This is a genomic window from Neisseria subflava (assembly GCF_024205705.1).
GTDB lineage: Bacteria > Pseudomonadota > Gammaproteobacteria > Burkholderiales > Neisseriaceae > Neisseria > Neisseria subflava_D.
This window is the reverse complement of sequence record NZ_CP073115.1, coordinates 375,487-396,645: the sequence shown is the minus strand read 5'-3', so window position 1 is coordinate 396,645 and position 21,159 is coordinate 375,487. Positions and strand designations below refer to the sequence as shown.

Sequence of the window (21,159 nt, the reverse complement as noted above, 5' to 3'; positions counted from 1 at the left end):
CCGGTAATGATGAGGGCGGCCCAAAGTTTATGCGTTTCTTTCACGGGATTTGACTTGAGGTAGTAGTGGTTTAATCAAAGCGTTTTTTGAGGAGACTATTACCCGCCTAAGGGATAGTTTTTGGGGGCGACGTGGGTTTGGCCGTTATAAGGGAAAATATATTTCTGATTTTTATAATTTTTCTTTCTTGATACGCCGCTGAGTTTTGCAGTCAACGCCCATACGCCGGATACGGCAGGACGGCTTTTGTCAAAAGCAATTTTGGCTTCCAGGCTGACAAACGTGTCTTCGCAGCGGCGTTTTTCGCGCCCTTTATATTCATCGCAATTGCCGTAATATGCGCCGTTATCATTACCGCTGATAATTAAGCTTTTACGGACACGGTTGCTATTATCGGTAAACAGGAAATTTTCTCCGGTTGTCGTTTCACCCTGACCTGTATAACCTGATTCGACAGTGTAGCCCCAGTTCTGCTCCCCCATCTGGACAAACCGCCAATCCTTATTCTCCGGTGTTTCGCCCCATGCGCCAATTTCATCGCTTCCATGTTGTTTGATTGCCCACTTTCCGTCTGTTTTTTCCAAAACAAACAATTCCGCCAAACCCGAAGAAGCATGCGCATCCTGTTTGACTTTAAGCTTCATATCGTAGGCAAAACCCGTGTACAACACATAGCGCGTGGCTTTACCGTTGCGTGTTACGGTATGGTCGGCAACGGGTTTCATGCAATACATAATATTGTCAGATGCTGTCTCACTGTCTTTCGGCGGCTTGGCGAGCTGGCATTTGTGCGCGGCAAGCGGTCGGTTGTAGTACTTGGCAATGACGGCCTGTACGGCGGCTTTGTCGTTATCGGGTGCAGCCGACGCCAAAATAGGGCAGGCAAGCAAAAGCAGGGAGATAATGCGTTTCATAGAAATTTTCCCAAAATGTTTTATTGAAAAAAGTACTGCTTACTTCAGGCCGTCTGAAACCATTTTCAGACGGCCTTTTTGTGTTTGTTGCTGACACGCGCCAGCATACCGGCGACAAAAGTGGACGCAATAACGACGGTAATGCCCATCGCAGACATAGCACTTAAATGTTCGCCCAAAATTAGCACCGCCATGATAACGCCAATGACAGGCTCAAGCGAAATCAGCAGGCCGGAGACGTTGGCAGGGACTTTATTCATGCCTTTGTTCCACAACAGATAGGCAAGCCAGCTGCAACCGATCCCCATATACAAAATCGACAGCGTACCGCCCCATGACCAGTTGATTTGATAACTGTCTGCCAACACCAGCGAAAACGGCAGACACAACACCGCCGCCACAGCCATGGAAGCCACGGTAAATGCAGGCGCACCAATACGGGCAACCATCTGCTGGCTCGGACGTATCACGCCTGCAAAACCCAATCCCGCAAGCAAAATCAACAGACAGCCGAACCAGTCAATCGTACCGCCCTCTTCCGCGCCGCCCATTACCATCATGCCCACGCCTGCAAACGCCGCCGCACCGCAAATCCAGTGGTAAATTTTCGCTTTGTCGTTGAAAAAGAAATGACCGACAAAAACCACCAGCAAAGGCTCCAACCCCACCATGGTAACCGCGCTGGCGGCAGACGTGTATTTCAAACCGATAAACTGAAGCATTAAAACGACAACGTAGTTAACAAAGGAAATCCACAACAACGGCTTCCACTCGCTCCGCGGAATCCTACCCAAATGGCGGCGGCACGACGGCAGCACCATCAATGCGGCAATCAACAACCGTGCCTCAACCATCAACGCAGGGTCGATCATCTCGTAAGAATACTTGGCAGCGATAAAAGAGCTGCCCCAAATCAGCAGGGCAAGTATTTGATAGAACATGGTCCGACCTTTTAAAAAGGGTTAATCGTTTCTTCTCTATATTTATTATTCAGACGGCCTGGAGAGTTAGCCTTTTTTATTTTGTCTTCGTCAGCGAATCCAAAAAGTCGAAGAGTTTGGCATTCATTTCACTGAAATCCGCCGCTTCGATTTTATCCGGATGCTGGACATAAGTTTGGGCTTGGCTTTGTTCGGCCACATTTTCGCGTCCGTCCGCCGCAATCAGCAGCCCGACGGCTTCACGGTCAAACTCCAAATGGGCCTGTAAGGCATAATGTTTGGGCGCAAAACGGATAATCTGGCACGGACAGCCTTTGCTGGTTGCCAACACAACCGCCTCATCCGTCAAACCGGGCATATCGCCGTGCCAATGGCCGGTATTCAGGGTTTTGCCCAACAGGGAAACATGGGCATCCGCCAAACCTTCCGCCGTCAACTCAATCGGATAAATGCCGATTTCACGCTCAGGGCTGCGTGTGTGGCGCGCGCCGTAGGCAACGGATAAAAGCTGCGCACCCAAACATACGCCGACAATATATTTATCCGCCGCCATCGCCTGACGCATCAGGAGCAGCTCGGATTCGGGGTCGTAATACGGGAATGCCTGCCTGTCTTCATCAGGCGATTGCGGCCCGCCCATCACAATCAAAAAATCTATATCGTCCACATTGTCAGGCAGGGTTTCCCTTTCGTACACTTTGGTTGTACTGATGTTATGTCCGCGCCATTGCGCCCATTTCAAATATGCTCCCGGCACTTCAAATGCCTCGTGCAAGATGAAATGGATATTTAATTTATTCGGATTTTGCATTGTTATTTCTCCTTCGACCGTCAGGACGGATTGCCCTGCCGTATTACAGCATACCGTGCTGTTGTAATTTTTTACGCAGGGTATTGCGGTTCAAACCCAAAATAACGGCCGCTTTAGACTGGTTGCCGCCGCATTGCTCCATCACGCAGGCAAGCATCGGCTTTTCCACTTGATGCAATACCATATCATACACGCCGCAAGGTTCCGTACCATCCAAGTCTTTGAAGTATTGTCGTAAGTTTTGTTCAATACATTGCGCAATGTCAGTCGTCGTTTGATTCATCGTGATTGTCTTTCTTTAGATTTGTTTTTAAATGATGAGGCCGTCTGAACATTCAGACGACGTTTATTTGATTTGATTGAATTTACCCTATCCGATTTATATTTATTTTTGATTAACTATCGATTTATTTTGAAATAGATTTCTTTAACTCCTGTTCCCAATCCACATGTTCGAAATGATTGCGTGAAAACATAGAATCAGCTTGATGTTTTTTGACAAACAGTTGTTTTAATAAATTAAACATAGGGTTTCCTGAAACCATCTCCTCACGCAACCTACTCCTCAAAGCAAGTAATCTTGCCAACCTTTTCTCCGTCAGGTTCGATTTCTGCTACATTATCTCCATATTTATTACCCCAAAAGAAACGCCCGTTCTCCTCATACCAAGGCTTGCCCAGTACATACCAAGCCTTGTCCAAACTGTCACCGGGGCGGATGGTTTCGCATGTTGCTTTATCCTTCCCTGCACTCAGCATACAAGCATCATGTTGACGACAATCAGGATTCATGCACCTGCCCTTGTCTTCATTCCAATAGCGATCCATTAATTTACAGGCTATCAGATTGTAGTCATAAGCATAAATACCAAATCCTGTCAGCAACAGCGCGGCTATGCCGAAGCGTTTGAACCGTGAGGTCAATTTCATATTTACTTCCCAAAAAGAAAAAGGCCGTCTGAAACCCTTTAGCCTTCCCGATAGTGGCATACCCAGCGGTCGGTTTTTTCTGAAAGCGTCTCAAGATAGGCGGCAAGGGTGTCGTATTGTGCTGCGGTGCTGTCCAAGCGGTTGATTTCTCGGCGTGTTTGTTCGCCATCGGGCATTTCATCGATATACCAGCCTATGTGTTTACGGGCGATGCGTACGCCGGCCACTTCGCCATAAAATTCATGCATGGCGCGGATGTGGTTCAAAATGGTGGCGTTGCATTCTGCCAAGCTTAAGGCCGGCGGCAAAACGCCGTGTTCGGCGTAATGTTTTAAATCACGGAAAAGCCACGGCCTGCCTTGTGCGCCGCGCCCTATCATGATGCCGTCGGCAGCGGTTTGCTTGAGGACGGCGGCGGCTTTTTGCGGCGAAGTAATATCGCCGTTGACCCAAACGGGAATGTTCAGACGGCCTTTGGTTTCGGCAATCAGTTCGTAACGCGCTTCGCCTTTGTACATCTGCGTACGGGTGCGGCCATGGATGGCAAGGGCAGCGATGCCTGATTCTTCGGCAATTTTGGCGATGGTCGGCAAGTTTTGATGTTCGTCGTGCCAGCCCAAACGGGTTTTGAGGGTAACGGGTACGTCCACCGCGTTGACAACGGCTTTCAAGATTTCGGCAACCAAAGGCTCGTTTTGCATCAATGCGCTGCCTGCCTGCACATTGCAGACTTTTTTGGCCGGACAGCCCATGTTTATATCAATGACCTGAGCGCCCAAGCCGACGTTATACCGCGCGGCTTCCGCCATCTGCTGCGGATCGCTGCCGGCAATCTGCACGGCCACCACTCCGCCCTCGCCTTCAAAATCGCTGCGGCGCAAGGTTTTTTTGGTATGGCGCAAGCTCGGATCGCTGGTCAGCATTTCGCACACCGCCCACCCTGCGCCAAACTCGCGGCAAATCCGGCGGAACGGTTTGTCCGTAATGCCTGCCATGGGGGCGAGTGCGATGGGGTTGTCAATGAAATAACCGCTGATGTACATGATGTGTGCGCCAAATTGAAAGGGCTGAAATTGTACAATTTTTAAGCAACTTTTCCAATCGTATTTACATGTTGCACAATGAAAAAGGCCGTCTGAAACTGGGTTTCAGACGGCCTTTTCAGACAAAACATTTAAATAAACAACATAACAACCATCTGCACTGCGGCCTGAATCATGGCGATAATCGGCCAAATCAGTTTGGCCAGCAGGCCGGTAAACAACAGGATCAGGATAATCCATGTACCGTATGGCTCGATTTTACGGAACTGCATGGACTGCTTGGCATTAAGGAAGGTATCAATAAAAATACCGCCGTCCCAAGGCAAAATCGGAATCAGGCTGAATGCGACCCAAATCGAGTTCACCATCACGCCGTAACCTGCCATCTGCACCAATGGCGCTTGATAAGACTCAGGCACATACGCAGAAAATACGACGACAAAGCCCCAAAAGAACGCCAAAATCAGATTGGCAATCGGACCTGAAATCGACACCCAACGCCACGCGCGGCGCGGATCACGGAAATTGCGCGAATCAATGGGCATAGGACGCGCCCAACCAAACAAAAAACTGCCTATCATCAGACACACCAGCGGCACGACAATCGTACCTACAGGGTCGATGTGCGGCAGCGGATTGAGGGTCAAACGCCCAAGCTGCTCGCCGGTATGGTCGCCCCAATAACGCGCCGTATAACCGCGTGCCACTTCGCGCACGGTAATGGCCAACAACACGGGCAATACTGCCAGCAAAAATACGCCTAAATCAAAATTTGCAAACATGTTTTTCCTTATCAAACACGCCGTCTGAAAACAGAAAATATCCTTTCAGACAGCCCGAGGCTTTAATCGTCTTCTTTTTTATTCGAACTGAAAAACTCTTTCAGCTCTTTCCAAGTAATACCCTTACCTTGCGGATTCAATTTGAAGACCGGTTTGCCGTAATTGCTGTACACACTGTCGCCGATAATATTAATGGCCTTATGTGTGCCGTTGATTTGCATATACATGCGGGAAGCCAACATGCGGCCTTTGCGGTCGAGATAATAGTCGACAACAAGATTGTTACCGAATATCCGCTGGACGCTAAGTGGCTGGTTATCACTTATGTTGACAGACATACTGAAAAATTCCCGCGCATTTTTATAATCTTCTTCTGTTGACCCTGGTTGAGGCGTTTTCTGTAATTTCGACAATTCTTCATCAAAAGCCTTAGCCATTGCCTTCATTACGACAGAATCATACTCCGGTTTCATGACATGACGTACACGATAGCGTGCATGGTTTGCCTTACCAAAGGCATCCATTTCTTTAAATACATATGCATCGGCAGGCATAGCCTTATTGGCACTCAAAAAAGCACGTACTCCCGCCTCTGCAACATGATCAAAAGGCATACGTTTCGAATCACCGATTTCTTTCAAACTCAATTTTAAAGGTTCTTTGATTAAACGTTTACCGATTTTCTCATCGGTGTACACACTAATAATGGCAGCAGCACTGGCGGGCGGATCTATATAAATTTCCCATTTTTCCGCATCCAGTTTCATAGGAAGTTTGATACTAAGTTTTTCATTGTGGTTGTTGATGGTCAATTCAGGAATCAACTCAAATTGACGCGTTGACAAATCAACTGCCGACTCATAATTCAGATGAACCCCTTCTATATAACTGGATATGGCAGGATATTTATCCAGATAATCAACGGCAACTTGTGCGATATTGCCGTCCGGCAAGGCATCAAGCATTGCAGTGCGGAACTCAGCCTCTTCTCGTTCAGAAAACTCCTGCTTCAAAGCAGCGTCGTCTTCTTGAGCAACCTTCATAGAGGCTGCCGTCTCCCCCTCTTTGGCTTTGGCATCCTCTGCTTTCGCTTCGGCTTTCTTTTCCACCTTTTCATCTGCCAATACAGCTTCAGCCAATGGGCTGATATATATTCGAGAGCTGCCTGTGATGTTAAAGCTGCGGTCTTCTTTTAAAATACGGTCATTGGAAATCGACATGACCTCGTGTGCGGTTTTGTGATCCAAATTACTGCACGCGCTCAAACCAAATGCCGCAGCAATGGCCAAACCAATTATCTTCTTCATTCTGCCCAACCTTTTTGACGAAATGATTTCATTAGCACAATTTAACACAAGGCACCGATTCCATAAAGGCTTTCCAACGGCATGATTTATTGCTTCTCGCTATCATGCCCAATTCGAGCACCCCATTTATTTCAAGCCTAAAGGCCGTCTGAAACTTCAAATCCAGTTTCAGACGGCCTTTGATTTCCTATTTAAAATGTTTCAGCTGTTTTACAGGCTGTAATACATTTCAAATTCCAGCGGATGCGGCGCCATGCGGATACGGCGTACGTCTTCCTCTTTGAAGGCGATGTAGCTGTCGATCCAGTCTTTGCTGAACACGCCGCCGCGCAGGAGGAATTCGTGGTCGGCTTTGAGGGCGGCGAGGGCTTCTTCCAAAGAAGCGCAAACGGTCGGCACCAATGCATCTTCTTCTGGCGGCAGGTCGTACAGGTTTTTATCGGCAGGGTCGCCCGGATGGATTTTGTTTTGAATACCGTCCAAACCGGCCATCAACAAAGCGGCAAACGCCAAGTATGGGTTGGCGGTCGGGTCAGGGAAACGCGCTTCGATGCGGCGTGCTTTGCTGCTGTTCACAGACGGAATGCGGATGGAAGCGGAACGGTTTTTAGCAGAATATGCCAGTTTGGTCGGTGCTTCAAAGTGCGGCACGAGGCGTTTGTAGGAGTTGGTGGACGGATTGGTAATCGCGTTCAGGGCTTTGGCGTGTTTGATGATGCCGCCGATGTAATAAAGGGCGGTATCGGACAAACCGGCATAGCCGTCGCCTGCGAACAGGTTTTGACCGTCTTTCCAAATGGATTGGTGGACGTGCATACCGCTGCCGTTGTCACCCATAATCGGTTTAGGCATAAATGTAGCGGTTTTGCCGAAGTTGTGGGCAACGTTTTGAATCACGTATTTCATGTCTTGGGTTTGGTCGGCGCGTTTAACCAAAGTGGCAAAACGGGTACCGATTTCCATTTGGCTGCCGGTACCGACTTCGGCGTGATGAACTTCCACTTCGATGCCGAGTTCTTCCAAAACATTGACCATGGCAGAACGCAGGTCTTGACCGCAGTCAATCGGCGCAACAGGTGCGTAACCGCCTTTGACGGTCGGGCGGTGGCCGGTGTTTTGACCGTCCATGTGCAGGCCGCTTGACCATGCGCCGCTTTCGGAAGTGATTTCGTAACGGGTTTTGTGCATATCGGTTTCAAATTCTACGCCGTCAAAAACGAAGAATTCAGGCTCAGGGCCGAAATAGGCAGTGTCGCCGATACCGGAAGATTTCAAATAGGCTTCGGCGCGGCGTGCGATAGAGCGAGGGTCGCGGTCGTAGCCTTGACCGTCGGCCGGGTCGATAACGTCGCAGGTAAAGACAACGGTGGTATCGTCGTAGAAAGGATCGACGAAGGCCGTAGACGCATCGGGACGCAACTGCATATCGGAAGCCTGAATACCTTTCCAACCGCCAATGGACGAACCGTCAAACGCTTGACCGTTTTCAAACCATTCTTCGGGATCGTCGAGGACGATGCGTGCGGGGATGGTAAAGTGGTGCTGCTTGCCTTTGGTATCGGTAAAGCGCAAATCTACGAAGCGGGCTTCGCTTTCTTCAATCAGTTTTACAGCGTCTTTGATGGACATCTTCAGCTCCTGAGGGAATGGGTTTAAGTTGTTATTCTACCACGGTAAGGCCGTCTGAAATACATCAGGGCACCCGTTTTTACGCAATGAAATATAGTTTCAGACGGCAAGATTGTCAACAATATGCTTCGGTTTGTCTGTTCAAAAGCGGAATGCCCGCCCTTTTGTCCGAATGCCGACAAAACAGATGCCGTCTGAAAGCAGTTCAGACGGCATCTGTTGTTTGGTTTAAAAACGGTCAGCGAGGATAGCGGTTGCAGACAAATTTGTACACACTCTCTCCACCCGTACCGGGAATAACATAACTCCATTCGGCATAGGATGGTGTATAAGAACCGATAGGGTTTCCCGATTCGGAATACCACGTTACTGTCAAAGCCCTAAAACGTTTACCACTGCAATCCATTTCTTCCAACGCTTTAGCTGTATTATAAAATTTTCCATTGCTAATCATCTTTTTCGGCTCGGCGTACCTTGTTTCAAACCATGCACTATTGTCCGTACGGCTGTCTGCATCACCAAATATGGTAGTATTGTTACTGTTAATACCTAGCAACACCCAATCTTCCGCCACCGCCGGCGTTGCCAACCCTAATGCAAATACTGCCAAGCACAACATCTTTTTCATGTCCGTCCCTTTCGTCCTTATCAACAAAATAAAGTTAAATTGTAAAAAAATAAAGTTAAATTGTAAAAAATGACTTTTTTTTCAAGAAACAAATATTCCATCATGCTACCTGACAACCGTTTCAGACGGTATCGTTTCCATCTGTACGCCGCCGTTATAAAATAGCCGTCCCGTCTTTTGGAACACGACCATGACTACCCTCCCCCGTTACGCCGTTTTCGGCAATCCCGTTGCACACAGTAAATCGCCGCAAATCCATCAGCAGTTTGCACTGCAGGAAGGTGCGGCCATCGAATATGGACGCATTTTTGTCGAAATCGGCGGTTTTGCCGAGGCTGTTGCGGCGTTTCGTGCCGAGGGCGGGCAAGGTGCGAATGTAACCGTTCCGTTCAAGCAGGAAGCTTTTGCGCTGGCGGACGAACATTCCGAACGCGCTTTGGCTGCCGGCGCGGTCAATACGCTGGTGTGGTTGGAAGACGGCAGGATACGCGGCGACAACACCGACGGTATCGGTTTGTCCAACGACATCACGCAGGTCAAAAACATTGCCATCGAAGGCAAAACCATTTTGCTTTTGGGCGCGGGCGGCGCGGTGCGCGGCGTGATTCCAGTGTTGAAAGAACACCGCCCTGCACGTATCGTCATTGCCAACCGTACCCACGCCAAAGCTGAGGAATTGGCGCGGCTTTTCGGCATTGAAGCCGTCCCGATGGCGGATTTGAACGGCGGTTTCGATATCATCATCAACGGCACGTCCGGCGGCTTGAGCGGTCAGCTTCCTGCCGTCAATCCTGAAATTTTCCGCGACTGCCGCCTTGCCTACGATATGGTTTACGGCGACGCGGCGCAGGCGTTTTTGAACTTTGCCCGAAGCAGCGGCGCGGCCGAAGTTTCAGACGGCCTGGGCATGCTGGTCGGTCAGGCTGCCGCCTCTTACCATATTTGGCGCGGATTTACGCCCGATATCCGCCCTGTTATCGAATACATGAAAGCCCTGTAACCATGTTCCGCATCATCAAATGGCTGATTGCCCTGCCCATCGGCATCTTCATTTTCTTCAACGCTTATGTGTACGGCAACATCATTACCTACCGCGCCGTCGCGCCCAGCAAAACCGCCTTCATGTCCATGCGCATGAGCCAGTTTGCAAGCGAAGGGCGCGATGTCGAGCTGGACTACCGCTGGGTGCCTTACGACCAAATTTCCGTCAACCTCAAAAAAGCCCTGATTGCTTCCGAAGACGCCAATTTTGCCGAACACAGCGGCTTTGACTGGAACGGCATCAAATACGCCATGAAACGCAATAAGCAAAGCGGCGAAGTCAAAGCCGGCGGTTCGACCATCAGCCAGCAGCTGGCGAAAAACCTGTTTCTCAACGAAAGCCGCAGCTACATCCGCAAAGGCGAAGAAGCGGCGATTACGGCGATGATGGAAGCGGTTACCGACAAAGACCGCATTTTTGAGCTGTATTTAAACTCAATCGAATGGCACTACGGCGTATTCGGCGCGGAAGCGGCATCCCAGTATTTCTATAAGAAACCTGCCTCCGCCTCACCCGCCAACAAGCCGCCAAACTCACGGCGCGCGTTCCGGCTCCGCTGTTTTACGCAGACCATCCTAAGAGCAAACGGATGCACAACAAAACCAATATCATCCTGCGCCGCATGGGTTCGGCAGAATTGCCCGAAAGCGATATGGATTAATTAAAAAGGCCGTCTGAACATTTCAGACGGCCTTTATTTTTAGGCTTTCTCTTCCGGCTCCGGTACGTCAAACACTTGGCGCAGGTAAGCGAGGAAGGTGTTGTTGGTGGTCATGGTTTTGCCCGGGGAGTCGGAGAGCTTGGCGACAGATTGGCCGTTACACTCGACAAGCTTCAAGACAATATTCAAAGGCGTGTGTCCCAAATCGTTGGTCAGGTTGGTACCGATACCGAAACTGGTTTTGAAACGGTCTTTGAAGTATTGGTGCAACGCCCATGAACGCTCAATATCGAGGCCGTCTGAAAAGGTCAGCATTTTGGTGCGGCTGTCGATTTTGAGTTTTTTGTAATGCTCGTAGGCTTTGTCGCCCCAAACATAAGGATCGCCGCTGTCGTGGCGCAGGCCGTCGAAGAGTTTGGCGAAGTAAAGGTCGAAGTCGCGCAAGAAGGCATCCATGCCGACCACGTCGGTCAGGGCGATGCCGAGGTCGCCGCGGTATTCGTGTACCCAGCTTTCCAGCGCGGCTTTTTGGAAATTGCGCAAACGTACGTCCAAGGCTTGGAAGGCTTGGAGGAACTCGTGAGCCATGGTGCCGATGGGTGTGATGCCGAGTTTTTTGGCCAGATAAACGTTGCTGGTACCGCGCACGATATCGGGAGCGGCTTCTAATAAGGTACGGATAACGTGTTCCTGCCATGCGAGGGTGTAGCGGCGGCGCGTACCGAAATCTGAAATCAGGAACGGCGGATCATTCGGATTTTGTGTAGCTGCGATTTCTTTCAGCTGTTGCGCTTTGGCCTGCAAACGGCGCTCGCCTTCTTCGATGACGGCAGGCGTTTCCAAGCGGCGGAAATAGAGTTCGTTGACGATGGCAAGAATGAAAATCTCGAAGAACATCGCCTGTATCATCGGGCCTTCGATGCGGATGTTCAGACGGCCTTGGTCATCGGGGCTGACTTGGACGAAGCGGCGTTGGAGTTGGAAAAGTTCGAGATAATCGACAAAGTCGCTTTTGATAAAACGCAGGCTGCGCAGATAGTCGAGTTCGTCATGGGTAAAGCGCAGCTGGCACAGGGCGTCGAGCTCGCGTTCCAAGTCTTCTTGAATATCGGCCAGCGGATACACCATCTCTTTGTTGCGGCAACGGAATTCGTAGAGGCTGTGGGTTTGCGGGAATTGGTGCAACACGACTTGCAGCATGGTGAATTTGTACAGGTCGGTATCAAGCAGGGATTGGATAATGGGCTGATAAGCGGACATAAGTTTTCTCTGAGTAAACGTGGGCGTTGAGGTATCGATTTTAATGGAAAAGGCCGTCTGAAAGAAACCTTATTCAGACGGCCTTTATCTTAATTTAATCCAACTGCGCTACGGAAACCGGCAAAGAGCGGATGGTAGACAACATCGTGCTGGCATCTTTTTGCTGTTTGCGGAACGCGGCCATATTGGTCGGGGTCAATTTCGGCGTCGGCAGGGCGACGGTAGTCGGGTTGACCGGCTGGCCGTTGACGCGTGCTTCGTAGTGCAGGTGCGGGCCGGTCGAACGGCCGGTTGTACCGACAAAACCAATCACTTCGCCGGCACGGACTCTGCCGTCGGCAGGGCTGAACGCGCTCATGTGGCCGTACAGGGTTTCCACACCATTGGCATGGCGAATCATCACGGTATTGCCGTAGCCACCTTTCCAACCTTTGAAAATCACTTCACCATCGGCAGCGGCCTTAATCGGCGTACCGGTCGGTGCGGCATAGTCGATACCGGTGTGCATACGGACGGTATGCAAAACCGGGTGGACACGGTAGCCGAACGGGGAAGAAATGCGCGTGTATGCAACAGGCTCGGTATTAAAGCCTTCTTTTTGTTGCAGGGACTTACCGTTTTGGTCGTAGTAGCTACCGCTTTCTTCATCACCTTTGCCTTGGCTGTAATAATAGGCTTGGTAGGTTTTGCCGTCTTTAACCACTTCAGCCGCCAAAATATCGCCAACCGCCATTTGCTGGCCGCGGAAATACATGCTGTTGTACAAAAGACGCACGGTATCGCCTTCTTTCAAATTGCTCATATTGAACGAGTCGGCAAAGATTTCTTTGAGCTGGATATACACTTCGGAAGGGATTTCGGCACGGAGCATATCGCCGATGGCGGAAGTGCGGATTTGCACGGAGCGCAGGGTCGGCATGGTTTTCATGTCGATTTCAGCATTGGAGATGCGCCATTTACCTTTGACTTTTTCCAAAGCCACCAAGTTGCGTTCCAATTCTTCATCGGTAAAGAATTGAACGTCGGTCACTTGGCCTGAAGAATCAATGCGGATGTTGACGGATTGGTTGGTCCGCAGGTTTTTCATGTCGAGGTTGGCATTGTTTTTCGCCATGATTTGCTTGATGTCTTCTTGGTTGACACCCATGCGCGTCAAAACGTCTGCCAAAGAGTCGCCGGCTTGGACGACTTCTTGCACCCAATAGCTGGATTGATAGGTATTGGTTTCCACATAAACGGCAGGCAGCTCTTCGGAAATACGCTCGACTTTGAAATCGGTTTGTGCAGGTTGAGGGTCGGTAATGGCGTATGCGGTCATGATGCCTGAAGCCGGCAACAGAAACGCTAAGAGGGTTGCTTTGAATCGAGTGGAATATTTGTTTTTAATCACGCGTTATCCTTAATGGGGCGGTCTGTTTTTTTAAAGTTTGCAGAATGCCGGCACATCCGGCCTGCCGCGACCGCCTGCTGGTTTAAACAGTTTTGGGGATAAAGGACTTTGAGTCTTTTTTCCGATCTGAAAATCAGGTTTTCATTCGGAATGAATGAGGTCGTGTTTGAGATTGACGTTATTATCAGGGCTATTGTGTTGATTTACACCCTGTTTTTCTGAAATTTACGCCACACATTCTAGCATGACAGCCCGTTTTTTCCAAACCGGCCGTCTGAACGGCTCTTTTTCAGGGCGTGAGGGCAAGGTTCCGAAACGCATCATTTGTCGCGTAAAATAACGGTTTTTCTATCTATTTGCGCTTATGAAGCTGACCCTCGCCCTCCCCTCGCTCAACCGCTTTGCCGACGAATCCGTCCCTGCGCTTGCCTTACCTGCTTTTAACCGTCTTTTGCGTTACGGCACATTACGCAAAGAAACACTCAGGCCGTCTGAATTTTACGGACGCCATTTGTGGAACGGCAGCCTCATTGCCCAAGTGCAACGTTTACGCCACACAAGCCAAAAACGCACAGCCGCTTTTGCCTCTCCGGTTTGGCAACAAATGGGCATGCACCATGTCAACATTATCAGCAGCGAGTTTATCGGCATCCAAAAAGAAGAGGCGCAGCAGTTATGTGCGGATTTGTCGGCGTTTTATCAAGATAAAGATTGGCAATTCGAGCCGCTTTGCGAAAGCATGTGGCTGCTCAGTATGCCGAAGACTGAAGATTGGGGCGCGGAATGTGTTTTGGATGTGTGCGGACAGCCGGAAATGGACGGTCAGGCACACGGCAAAGATGCGGTGTCTTGGTTGGCCATGCAGACGGAAATCCAAATGTTTCTCCACTCGCATCCGATTAACCAAGCGCGCGAACAACAAGGGCTGCCGGAAATCAACGGTTTGTGGCTGTGGAATGATGCGGACGGCACACAGTCTGCGGATATCGTCGCCTCAGACAGCGCATGGGCGCGTTTTTCAGATACGCCCAAAATCGATGCGCCATATGATTTGAAGGCTTGGTTTGAGATGGTTCAAGAAACAGGCAATGCGGTTTCAGACGGCCTTATCTTTTTGGACGACTTGGTTTCCACCTTACAAACAGGCGATGTTTGGGCATACAAAGATATTTTGGAAAGCTGGGAAACCCGTTGGTTTGCGCCTTTATGGGACGCACTCGATTCAGGCCGTCTGAAAACCGTGTGCATTGCCACAGACGGCGAAAACGGCGGCACGCTGGAAATCGGCCGCCGTTCCAAATGGGCATTTTGGCGCAAAGCTAAAACGTTTAACGGATCATGGTAAACGGTTTTAAGCTTCCAACGCTTCCAATTTGGCCGAAATTTTGTCCCACACATCCTGCAACGGAATCGCTTTCAACAAACGTGTCGGATCGTTGGTGTCGATACTGTCAGGGTGAGGCAGTTCGGCATAATCGCCGGCATAAATGACTTCAGCCTGTTCGGAATACGGACGCCATTTATCCACCCATGACGCGCCAAACAAAGCGATTTGCGGTTTATCCAAAGCAGCGGCGATGTGCATCGGTGCGGAATCGACACCGACAAACAGCTTCGCTCCCTCAATGGCCGCCGCCAATTCACGCAGGCTCAAGCATCCGGACAACACATATACTTTTCTACCCTCCGGAATATTCAGACGGCCTATAATTTCCTGAAGCATGTATTGCTCGACAGTGTCGGGAGAAGCGGTCAATACGACATTCTGCCCACTGTTGAGCAGAAGCTGTACGATGGCGGCATTCTTGCCGTCTTCCCAACATTTGAAATGCCAGCGCGCCCCCGGGTGCAGCAACACATAGTCTTCGCCGTTCCAACCCTGCTCACGCAATTTCTGCCGCATGCTTTCCCTTGCATCTTGTGCCACCCAAAGGCGTACTTTCGCATCGGCCACGTCTTCCGGCTGGATAAGCGGCGCAAGGATATTCAATTGATTTTCAACGATATGATGACTGGTATCAAGCTCATGGTTGATAAAATCATGACAGAAACGCCACCAGAAACCGTCGCGCTTGATGCAGTCCAAACCCACGCTACAACGGGCGCACAGTTTGGCGATTATTGCCGCGCGCCATTGGTCGGACAGGTTGAAAGCCCAGTCATAATCGCGCGCCTTCAGCTTAGACAAAAGGTTTTTCTCACACGCCAACTGCTTGAATACGCCCAGCTTCTTCCAATTTCGATCAATGGTAAAAATCTGCGCAATCTGCGGATTATCGGCAATCAGCTGCTCCGTACCGGCATACACCAGCATATCAATTTCGCAATCGGGGAAACGGGTTTTCAGCGCATCGACCACTGGCGTGCTCAACAGCACATCGCCATGATGGCGCAATTTGATGATCAGAATACGTTTGGGTTGAGCTAAAGACATACAAAACTTTCAGACGGCCTGTTGATTGGTTGCTATTGTAAAGCGGAAAACAGGTTTCATAAAATACAAAACAGGCCGTCTGAAACCTATCCTGCTGATTCATCGTTATAAAATCCGCACAAGCCATGCAATTTATATTACAATCCGCACCCCGTGGTTCGAAAACCTCCCACATTAAAAAACTAAGGAAACCTCATGTCCCGCAACAACGAAGAGCTGCAAGGCATCTCCCTTTTGGGCAACCAGAAAACCCAATACCCGAGCGAATACGCGCCTGAAATTTTGGAAGCGTTCGACAACAAACACCCCGACAACGAATATTTCGTCAAATTCGTCTGCCCCGAGTTCACCAGTCTCTGCCCGATGACCGGCCAGCCCGACTTTGCCACCATCTACATCCGCTACATCCCCATATCAAAATAGTGGAAAGCAAATCACTGAAACTCTATCTCTTCAGCTTCCGCAACCACGGCGACTTCCATGAAGACTGCGTCAACATCATCATGAAAGACCTCATCGCCCTAATGGATCCGAAATACATCGAAGTATTCGGCGAATTCACACCGCGCGGCGGCATCGCCATTCATCCGTTTGCCAACTACGGCAAAGCAGGTACAGAGTTTGAAGCTTTGGCGCGCAAACGCCTGTTTGAGCACGATGCACAATAATCCTATTCAGACGGTCTAACGCACTTTTCATTGCAAGACTTTCTTTATTGCACAGTCTTGCAAGGCTTCATGCCGTCTGAAAAACTTCCGAAAGATTTCCATGTACGAATTTACTGCTGCACAGCAGAAGAAAGCGCTCTTCTGGCTGGTGCTTTTCCATATTTTTATTATTGCCGCCAGCAACTATCTGGTGCAGTTCCCCTTTCAAATTTTCGGTATCTTTACCACTTGGGGCGCATTTTCCTTTCCCTTTATCTTCCTCGCTACCGACCTGACCGTGCGCATTTTCGGCGCGCCGTTGGCGAGACGGATTATTTTTTGGGTTATGCTCCCGGCCCTGCTGCTCTCTTACGTCTTCTCCGTCCTCTTTCATAACGGCAACTGGACAGGCTGGGCATCTTTAGCCGAATTTAACACCTTCGTCGGCCGTATCGCATTGGCTAGCTTTTCCGCCTATGCGCTCGGGCAAATCCTCGATATTTTCGTGTTCAACAGATTACGCCGTCTGAAATCATGGTGGGCGGCCCCTACTGCTTCCACCGTTGTCGGCAACGCTTTGGACACGCTGGTGTTTTTCGCCATTGCCTTTTACGCCAGCAACGATGAATTTATGGCGGCAAACTGGCAGGGCATCGCATTTGTCGATTATCTGTTCAAACTCGCCATCTGTACCCTCTTCTTCCTGCCCGCCTACGGCATCGTATTGAGCATCTTGACCAAAAAACTGACTTCCTTAAACGTCCGTCAAGAAATGCCCGAATCGGTTTTAGCCAAATAAGCAGCAGATAAAAAACAAGGCCGTCTGAAACTTTAATCGTTCAGACGGCCTTTTATGTTTTAAACAATTAACCGGTCAATTGTTTGGTAATCAGTTTTTTCAGCGGCGGGAAATTATTGCTTGCACGCAATACCAAACCGCGCAGCAGTTTCGCCGGAGCAGTTTCATTGGTAAAGAGTTTCAGCAGCATATTGGTGCCGTGGTAAATCGGATGGGCGTGGAGCATATGCTTGGTGCTGTATTTTTCCAGCAGGCTCTTCGCACCAATATCCTGACCGCGTTGCTCGGCTTCAAGAACCAATTTAGCCAAAAGATCGGCACTTGCCAAACCCAAGTTGAAACCATGCGCAGTAACCGGATGCATACCGACTGCGGCATCGCCGATCAACGCGCTGCGTTTGCCGTAGAAACGTTGGGCAATCATGCCGACCAAAGGATAATTGTGAATGGTGCTGACCAATTCCATATCGCCCAAACGGCCTTTGAGTTGCTCTTTCACGCTGGCTGCCAACTCTTCCGGCGACATATTTTTAATCGTTTCGGCTTTATCGCTGTCCACCGTAATCACTGTATTGGTCAAGTGTTCTTCCAAAGGCAGCAACGCAATGGTGCGGCCGTAGTGGAAACATTCATATGCGGTATGCAGGTTGGACAAGGTATGCTTCATGCGGCACACAAACATGGTACGGCTGTAATCGTGCATATCGGAAGAAATGCCCAGTTGACGGCGCGTTTGCGAGAAGCGGCTATCGGCGGCCAACAACAGACGGCCGGTCAATACTTCTCCGCTTTCCAAAATGACTTGCGCCTCATCATCAGAAGTTTTGACTTCTTTAACATTGGTGCCGGTCAGAATTTTGACGTTGTCCAATTTGGACACAACTTCATAAGCGGCTTTGCGGATATTGTGATTGGAAATCAAATAGCCCAAGCAGTCCGCAGGCTCGCCGCGCGCCTGAGTCGGTTGCGGGAAATGGAGCTGGTAATCGGAATGGCCGTTCAACACTTTGGCATCGCGCAAAGGATAAATTTCGTCTTTTGGAATCAAATCCCACATACCCAATCGCTGCATGATTTCACGCGACAAGTGAGTCAATGCGATTTCACGGCCATCATACGGCGGATTTTGCAACACTTCTAAAGGACTTCTTTCAATCAGGGTTATGTTCAACCCGCTTCCGGCCAACTCTGCGGCAAAACTTAATCCGGCAGGGCCTGCGCCGACGACGAGAATATCACTGTGTAAGCTCATGGGAGGAATTCCTTGTATTCAACTGATACGGATTTTTTCAGACGGCCTTAAGTTTACTGTGTTTAGCTACATGAGGGTAAATCAAAGGCATTTGATAGATTATATAGAAAGAGTCGATAGAATAAAACAAAGGCCATCGATTGTAAGCACGTTTTTACTTTGGCCTTAATATAAATCAAGCTTCAAGACATACGGATTTTATCAAACGGACAAAACAGTCTGACAAACAAAAACCGCATTCCGAAAAGGAATGCGGTTTTCAATCGTAAAACGATTATTCTTCAGAACCGGTGTAAGGACGGATGCTGACAGTTTTACGGTTCAGCGCGCCTTTGGTTTTGAATTCAACGTAACCGTCGACTTTAGCAAACAAAGTGTGGTCTTTGCCCATGCCTACGTTGTCACCTGCGTGGAATTTAGTACCACGTTGACGAACGATGATAGAGCCTGCCGGAATCAGCTCGTTGCCGTAGGCTTTAACGCCCAAGCGTTTGGCTTCTGAATCGCGACCGTTGCGGGTGCTACCGCCTGCTTTTTTACTTGCCATTTGTAATACTCCTGAACTTACTTGAAATTAGGCGATTGCCACGATTTCGATTTGGGTGAAATTTTGGCGATGGCCTTGGCGTTTTTGGTAGTGTTTGCGACGACGCATTTTGAAAATGCGTACTTTCTCGCCACGACCATGAGCAACGACTTTAGCTGTTACTTTTGCGCCTTCGATAAAAGGTGCGCCTACTTTTACAGATTCGCCGTCAGCAATCATCAAAACTTCAGTCAGTTCGATTTGGCTGTCGAGTTCGGCTGGTATCTGTTCTACTTTCAATTTTTCGCCAACGGAAACTTTGTATTGTTTACCGCCGGTTTTTACGACCGCGTACATACTCAACTCCATGAGAATTAGGTTAACATTCCGCACACCATGTGCGAAACGAGCTATTCTATTTCTATTTGCCTGTTTTGTCAAAATTTATTTTATTTACAAGTGAAAAGGCCGTCTGAAAGATATGTTGCATGCTTTTTAACTGATATAATCACGCGCTGGATTGCTGATATCTTTATGCAACGTTATTACCCCGACCGAATGTACGGGTTTAAACAGATTCATTGGAGCCTCCGCTCCGTTTTATCAACAGAGAATGTTTTATGCTCGAAAACCTGCCTTACTTCCAACGCCACCTGCCCGATGACCTTGCCAAAGTTAATGCGGTCATCAACCAAGCTGTTCAATCCGATGTTGCGCTGATTTCGCAAATCGGCACATACATCATCAGCGCAGGTGGTAAGCGCCTGCGTCCGATTATTACCATTTTGGCAGGCAAAGCAGTCGGGCATGACGATGAAAAACTGTACTCGCTGGCAGCGATGGTGGAATTCATCCACACCTCCACCCTCCTGCACGACGATGTCGTCGATGAAAGCGATTTGCGCCGCGGCCGTAAAACGGCAAACAACCTCTTCGGCAACGCGGCGGCTGTTTTGGTCGGCGACTTCCTCTATACACGCGCCTTCCAACTGATGGTCGGTTCGGGCAGTATGCGTATCTTGGAAGTGATGGCAGATGCGACCAACATCATCGCCGAAGGCGAAGTCATGCAGCTGATGAACATCGGCAATACGGATATTACCGAAGAGCAATACGTCCAAGTTATCCAATACAAAACAGCAAAACTGTTTGAAGCGGCCGCACAAGTCGGCGCAATTTTGGGCAAGGCTTCCCCCGAACACGAGCAAGCCTTGAAAGACTACGGCATGTACGTCGGTACAGCTTTCCAAATCATTGACGATGTATTGGACTATTCAGGCGAAACCGAAGAAATCGGCAAAAACGTCGGCGACGATTTGGCAGAAGGCAAACCTACCCTGCCATTGATTTACCTGATGCGAAACGGCTCCGAGCAGGCTGCAAACGATGTGCGCCACGCTTTGGAAAATGCCGACCGCAGCTATTTTGAAAAAATCCACGACTATGTCGTTAACTCCGACGCTTTGCCATATTCGATTTCCGAGGCGAAAAAAGCTGTCGACAAAGCCATCGCTTCATTAAACGTGTTGCCTGACAGCGAAGTCAAAGAAGCCATGATCCAACTGGCAAAAGAATCTTTGGCCCGAGTATCTTAATCCGATGAATTTCAGTTTTGTCCCTTTGTTTCTGGTTACGCTGATTTTTTTGGGCGTCGTCAGCAACAACAACTCGATTACGATTTCGGCGGCGGTATTGCTGCTCATGCAGCAGACGGCCTTGTCGCAATATCTTCCCTTGGTGGAAAAACACGGTTTGCATCTGGGCATCATCCTGCTGACCATCGGTGTATTGAGCCCGCTGGTTTCCGGTAAAATCCAGATCCCGCCGGTTTCCGAGTTTATCAATTTCAAAATGATTGCCGCCGTCCTTATCGGCATTTTGGTTGCATGGCTTGCCGGACGCGGCGTTCCATTGATGAGCGAACAGCCTGTTTTGGTAACCGGATTATTAATCGGCACGGTCATCGGCGTTGCCTTTGTCGGCGGCATTCCGGTCGGCCCTTTGATTGCCGCCGGCTTATTGTCTTTTTTTGCCGGAAAGGTTTAAAATCCCTCCTTTACCGCCTCGCCATAGTTCAACGGATAGAACGTATGCCTCCTAAGCGTAAAATACAGGTTCGATTCCTGTTGGCGAGGCCACAGTTTCAATAAAAGCCTTTCATAC

At 49.4% G+C, this 21,159-nt stretch carries 21 protein-coding genes, 1 tRNA gene, 2 pseudogenes and 1 riboswitch; of the genes and pseudogenes, 8 read left to right on the top strand and 16 right to left on the bottom strand.

Going from position 1 to position 21,159, the window contains the following annotated elements; genetic code table 11:
* Window positions 1-98: 98 nt before the first annotated feature.
* From KCG54_RS01880 to KCG54_RS01835, 10 genes are all read right to left on the bottom strand, one after another.
* Window positions 99-914 carry a hypothetical protein gene (locus tag KCG54_RS01880; protein WP_254324474.1) on the bottom strand — a complete coding sequence of 272 codons (816 nt, stop codon included), beginning with the start codon at window positions 912-914 and terminating at the stop codon, window positions 99-101.
* Between the two features lie 65 nt (window positions 915-979).
* Window positions 980-1,855: a DMT family transporter gene (locus KCG54_RS01875; protein WP_254324473.1), complete on the bottom strand. Its 876-nt coding sequence runs from the start codon at window positions 1,853-1,855 to the stop codon at window positions 980-982.
* A gap of 76 nt (window positions 1,856-1,931) precedes the next feature.
* On the bottom strand, window positions 1,932-2,666 hold the full coding sequence (locus KCG54_RS01870; protein ID WP_254324472.1) for a glutamine amidotransferase-related protein: 735 nt from the start codon (window positions 2,664-2,666) through the stop codon (window positions 1,932-1,934).
* 43 nt (window positions 2,667-2,709) lie between these two features.
* Window positions 2,710-2,949 (bottom strand): Fis family transcriptional regulator, encoded by a 240-nt coding sequence (locus KCG54_RS01865; RefSeq protein ID WP_003684241.1) that lies wholly within the window; start codon window positions 2,947-2,949, stop codon window positions 2,710-2,712.
* A 275-nt stretch (window positions 2,950-3,224) separates the two neighbouring features.
* Complete coding sequence (locus KCG54_RS01860) at window positions 3,225-3,596, bottom strand: toxin (RefSeq protein ID WP_254324471.1); 372 nt, start codon at window positions 3,594-3,596, stop codon at window positions 3,225-3,227.
* Window positions 3,597-3,634: 38 nt separating this feature from the next.
* Entirely contained in the window at window positions 3,635-4,639 is a 1,005-nt protein-coding gene (gene dusB / locus KCG54_RS01855) for a tRNA dihydrouridine synthase DusB (protein ID WP_254324470.1), read from the bottom strand.
* A gap of 131 nt (window positions 4,640-4,770) precedes the next feature.
* Window positions 4,771-5,421, bottom strand: coding sequence for a site-2 protease family protein (locus KCG54_RS01850; RefSeq protein ID WP_101755958.1), 651 nt, complete (start codon window positions 5,419-5,421; stop codon window positions 4,771-4,773).
* Window positions 5,422-5,483: 62 nt separating this feature from the next.
* On the bottom strand, window positions 5,484-6,728 hold the full coding sequence (locus KCG54_RS01845) for a hypothetical protein (RefSeq protein WP_101755959.1): 1,245 nt from the start codon (window positions 6,726-6,728) through the stop codon (window positions 5,484-5,486).
* A 210-nt stretch (window positions 6,729-6,938) separates the two neighbouring features.
* Window positions 6,939-8,357 (bottom strand): type I glutamate--ammonia ligase, encoded by a 1,419-nt coding sequence (gene glnA, locus KCG54_RS01840; protein ID WP_070843343.1) that lies wholly within the window; start codon window positions 8,355-8,357, stop codon window positions 6,939-6,941.
* Between the two features lie 238 nt (window positions 8,358-8,595).
* Window positions 8,596-8,985 (bottom strand): surface-adhesin E family protein, encoded by a 390-nt coding sequence (locus KCG54_RS01835; protein WP_070459789.1) that lies wholly within the window; start codon window positions 8,983-8,985, stop codon window positions 8,596-8,598.
* 190 nt (window positions 8,986-9,175) lie between these two features.
* Here KCG54_RS01835 and aroE point away from each other — a divergent pair, with 190 nt between their 5' ends.
* The gene (gene aroE / locus KCG54_RS01830; RefSeq protein ID WP_254324469.1) at window positions 9,176-9,985 is read left to right on the top strand and encodes a shikimate dehydrogenase; all 810 of its coding nucleotides are present in this window, start codon (window positions 9,176-9,178) and stop codon (window positions 9,983-9,985) included.
* Between the two features lie 2 nt (window positions 9,986-9,987).
* Window positions 9,988-10,688 (top strand): annotated as a pseudogene (gene mtgA, locus KCG54_RS01825) (monofunctional biosynthetic peptidoglycan transglycosylase).
* A gap of 39 nt (window positions 10,689-10,727) precedes the next feature.
* Here mtgA and pncB read toward each other — a convergent pair.
* Window positions 10,728-11,948 carry a nicotinate phosphoribosyltransferase gene (gene pncB / locus KCG54_RS01820; RefSeq protein ID WP_107768755.1) on the bottom strand — a complete coding sequence of 407 codons (1,221 nt, stop codon included), beginning with the start codon at window positions 11,946-11,948 and terminating at the stop codon, window positions 10,728-10,730.
* 94 nt (window positions 11,949-12,042) lie between these two features.
* Window positions 12,043-13,338 (bottom strand): M23 family metallopeptidase, encoded by a 1,296-nt coding sequence (locus KCG54_RS01815; protein WP_254324468.1) that lies wholly within the window; start codon window positions 13,336-13,338, stop codon window positions 12,043-12,045.
* A gap of 364 nt (window positions 13,339-13,702) precedes the next feature.
* Here KCG54_RS01815 and KCG54_RS01810 point away from each other — a divergent pair, with 364 nt between their 5' ends.
* A complete protein-coding gene (locus tag KCG54_RS01810; protein WP_254324467.1) occupies window positions 13,703-14,683 on the top strand; it encodes a hypothetical protein in 981 nt (326 codons plus the stop codon).
* 6 nt (window positions 14,684-14,689) lie between these two features.
* Here KCG54_RS01810 and rfaQ read toward each other — a convergent pair whose 3' ends face one another.
* Window positions 14,690-15,772, bottom strand: a complete 1,083-nt coding sequence (gene rfaQ, locus KCG54_RS01805) for a putative lipopolysaccharide heptosyltransferase III (protein WP_254324466.1) — start codon at window positions 15,770-15,772, stop codon at window positions 14,690-14,692.
* A 147-nt stretch (window positions 15,773-15,919) separates the two neighbouring features.
* A riboswitch (PreQ1 riboswitch) is annotated at window positions 15,920-15,964 on the top strand.
* Window positions 15,965-15,967: 3 nt separating this feature from the next.
* On the opposite strand from rfaQ, the pseudogene queF reads away from it, so the two are divergent.
* Both queF and KCG54_RS01795 read left to right on the top strand, forming a co-directional pair.
* Window positions 15,968-16,440, top strand: a pseudogene (gene queF, locus KCG54_RS01800) (preQ(1) synthase).
* A gap of 100 nt (window positions 16,441-16,540) precedes the next feature.
* Window positions 16,541-17,218 carry a 7-cyano-7-deazaguanine/7-aminomethyl-7-deazaguanine transporter gene (locus KCG54_RS01795; protein ID WP_254324465.1) on the top strand — a complete coding sequence of 226 codons (678 nt, stop codon included), beginning with the start codon at window positions 16,541-16,543 and terminating at the stop codon, window positions 17,216-17,218.
* 67 nt (window positions 17,219-17,285) lie between these two features.
* Here KCG54_RS01795 and ubiM read toward each other — a convergent pair whose 3' ends face one another.
* From ubiM to rplU, 3 genes are all read right to left on the bottom strand, one after another.
* Complete coding sequence (gene ubiM, locus KCG54_RS01790) at window positions 17,286-18,470, bottom strand: 5-demethoxyubiquinol-8 5-hydroxylase UbiM (protein WP_003680095.1); 1,185 nt, start codon at window positions 18,468-18,470, stop codon at window positions 17,286-17,288.
* 274 nt (window positions 18,471-18,744) lie between these two features.
* Window positions 18,745-19,017: a 50S ribosomal protein L27 gene (rpmA, locus tag KCG54_RS01785; RefSeq protein ID WP_002212328.1), complete on the bottom strand. Its 273-nt coding sequence runs from the start codon at window positions 19,015-19,017 to the stop codon at window positions 18,745-18,747.
* A gap of 27 nt (window positions 19,018-19,044) precedes the next feature.
* The gene (gene rplU, locus KCG54_RS01780; RefSeq protein WP_002216394.1) at window positions 19,045-19,353 is read right to left on the bottom strand and encodes a 50S ribosomal protein L21; all 309 of its coding nucleotides are present in this window, start codon (window positions 19,351-19,353) and stop codon (window positions 19,045-19,047) included.
* Window positions 19,354-19,616: 263 nt separating this feature from the next.
* Between rplU and ispB the strand changes: the two genes are divergently transcribed.
* The 3 genes from ispB (at window position 19,617) to KCG54_RS01765 (ending at window position 21,134) form a co-directional block, all read left to right on the top strand.
* Complete coding sequence (gene ispB, locus KCG54_RS01775; protein WP_070765665.1) at window positions 19,617-20,591, top strand: octaprenyl diphosphate synthase; 975 nt, start codon at window positions 19,617-19,619, stop codon at window positions 20,589-20,591.
* A gap of 4 nt (window positions 20,592-20,595) precedes the next feature.
* A complete protein-coding gene (locus tag KCG54_RS01770; RefSeq protein ID WP_004518807.1) occupies window positions 20,596-21,042 on the top strand; it encodes a DUF441 domain-containing protein in 447 nt (148 codons plus the stop codon).
* A gap of 17 nt (window positions 21,043-21,059) precedes the next feature.
* Window positions 21,060-21,134: transfer RNA gene (locus KCG54_RS01765), tRNA-Arg, on the top strand.
* Window positions 21,135-21,159 lie beyond the last annotated feature (25 nt).

Coding starts and splice junctions, on each gene's coding strand:
- KCG54_RS01770 (WP_004518807.1), top strand. CDS start 20,596: ATGAATTTCAGTTTTGTCCCTTTGTTTCTGGTTACGCTGATTTTTTTG.
- pncB (WP_107768755.1), bottom strand. CDS start 11,948: ATGTCCGCTTATCAGCCCATTATCCAATCCCTGCTTGATACCGACCTG.
- rpmA (WP_002212328.1), bottom strand. CDS start 19,017: ATGGCAAGTAAAAAAGCAGGCGGTAGCACCCGCAACGGTCGCGATTCA.
- dusB (WP_254324470.1), bottom strand. CDS start 4,639: ATGTACATCAGCGGTTATTTCATTGACAACCCCATCGCACTCGCCCCC.
- rplU (WP_002216394.1), bottom strand. CDS start 19,353: ATGTACGCGGTCGTAAAAACCGGCGGTAAACAATACAAAGTTTCCGTT.
- KCG54_RS01850 (WP_101755958.1), bottom strand. CDS start 5,421: ATGTTTGCAAATTTTGATTTAGGCGTATTTTTGCTGGCAGTATTGCCC.
- KCG54_RS01795 (WP_254324465.1), top strand. CDS start 16,541: ATGTACGAATTTACTGCTGCACAGCAGAAGAAAGCGCTCTTCTGGCTG.
- KCG54_RS01875 (WP_254324473.1), bottom strand. CDS start 1,855: ATGTTCTATCAAATACTTGCCCTGCTGATTTGGGGCAGCTCTTTTATC.
- KCG54_RS01835 (WP_070459789.1), bottom strand. CDS start 8,985: ATGAAAAAGATGTTGTGCTTGGCAGTATTTGCATTAGGGTTGGCAACG.
- KCG54_RS01870 (WP_254324472.1), bottom strand. CDS start 2,666: ATGCAAAATCCGAATAAATTAAATATCCATTTCATCTTGCACGAGGCA.
- glnA (WP_070843343.1), bottom strand. CDS start 8,357: ATGTCCATCAAAGACGCTGTAAAACTGATTGAAGAAAGCGAAGCCCGC.
- rfaQ (WP_254324466.1), bottom strand. CDS start 15,772: ATGTCTTTAGCTCAACCCAAACGTATTCTGATCATCAAATTGCGCCAT.
- KCG54_RS01810 (WP_254324467.1), top strand. CDS start 13,703: ATGAAGCTGACCCTCGCCCTCCCCTCGCTCAACCGCTTTGCCGACGAA.
- KCG54_RS01865 (WP_003684241.1), bottom strand. CDS start 2,949: ATGAATCAAACGACGACTGACATTGCGCAATGTATTGAACAAAACTTA.
- KCG54_RS01845 (WP_101755959.1), bottom strand. CDS start 6,728: ATGAAGAAGATAATTGGTTTGGCCATTGCTGCGGCATTTGGTTTGAGC.
- ubiM (WP_003680095.1), bottom strand. CDS start 18,470: ATGAGCTTACACAGTGATATTCTCGTCGTCGGCGCAGGCCCTGCCGGA.
- KCG54_RS01860 (WP_254324471.1), bottom strand. CDS start 3,596: ATGAAATTGACCTCACGGTTCAAACGCTTCGGCATAGCCGCGCTGTTG.
- aroE (WP_254324469.1), top strand. CDS start 9,176: ATGACTACCCTCCCCCGTTACGCCGTTTTCGGCAATCCCGTTGCACAC.
- ispB (WP_070765665.1), top strand. CDS start 19,617: ATGCTCGAAAACCTGCCTTACTTCCAACGCCACCTGCCCGATGACCTT.
- KCG54_RS01880 (WP_254324474.1), bottom strand. CDS start 914: ATGAAACGCATTATCTCCCTGCTTTTGCTTGCCTGCCCTATTTTGGCG.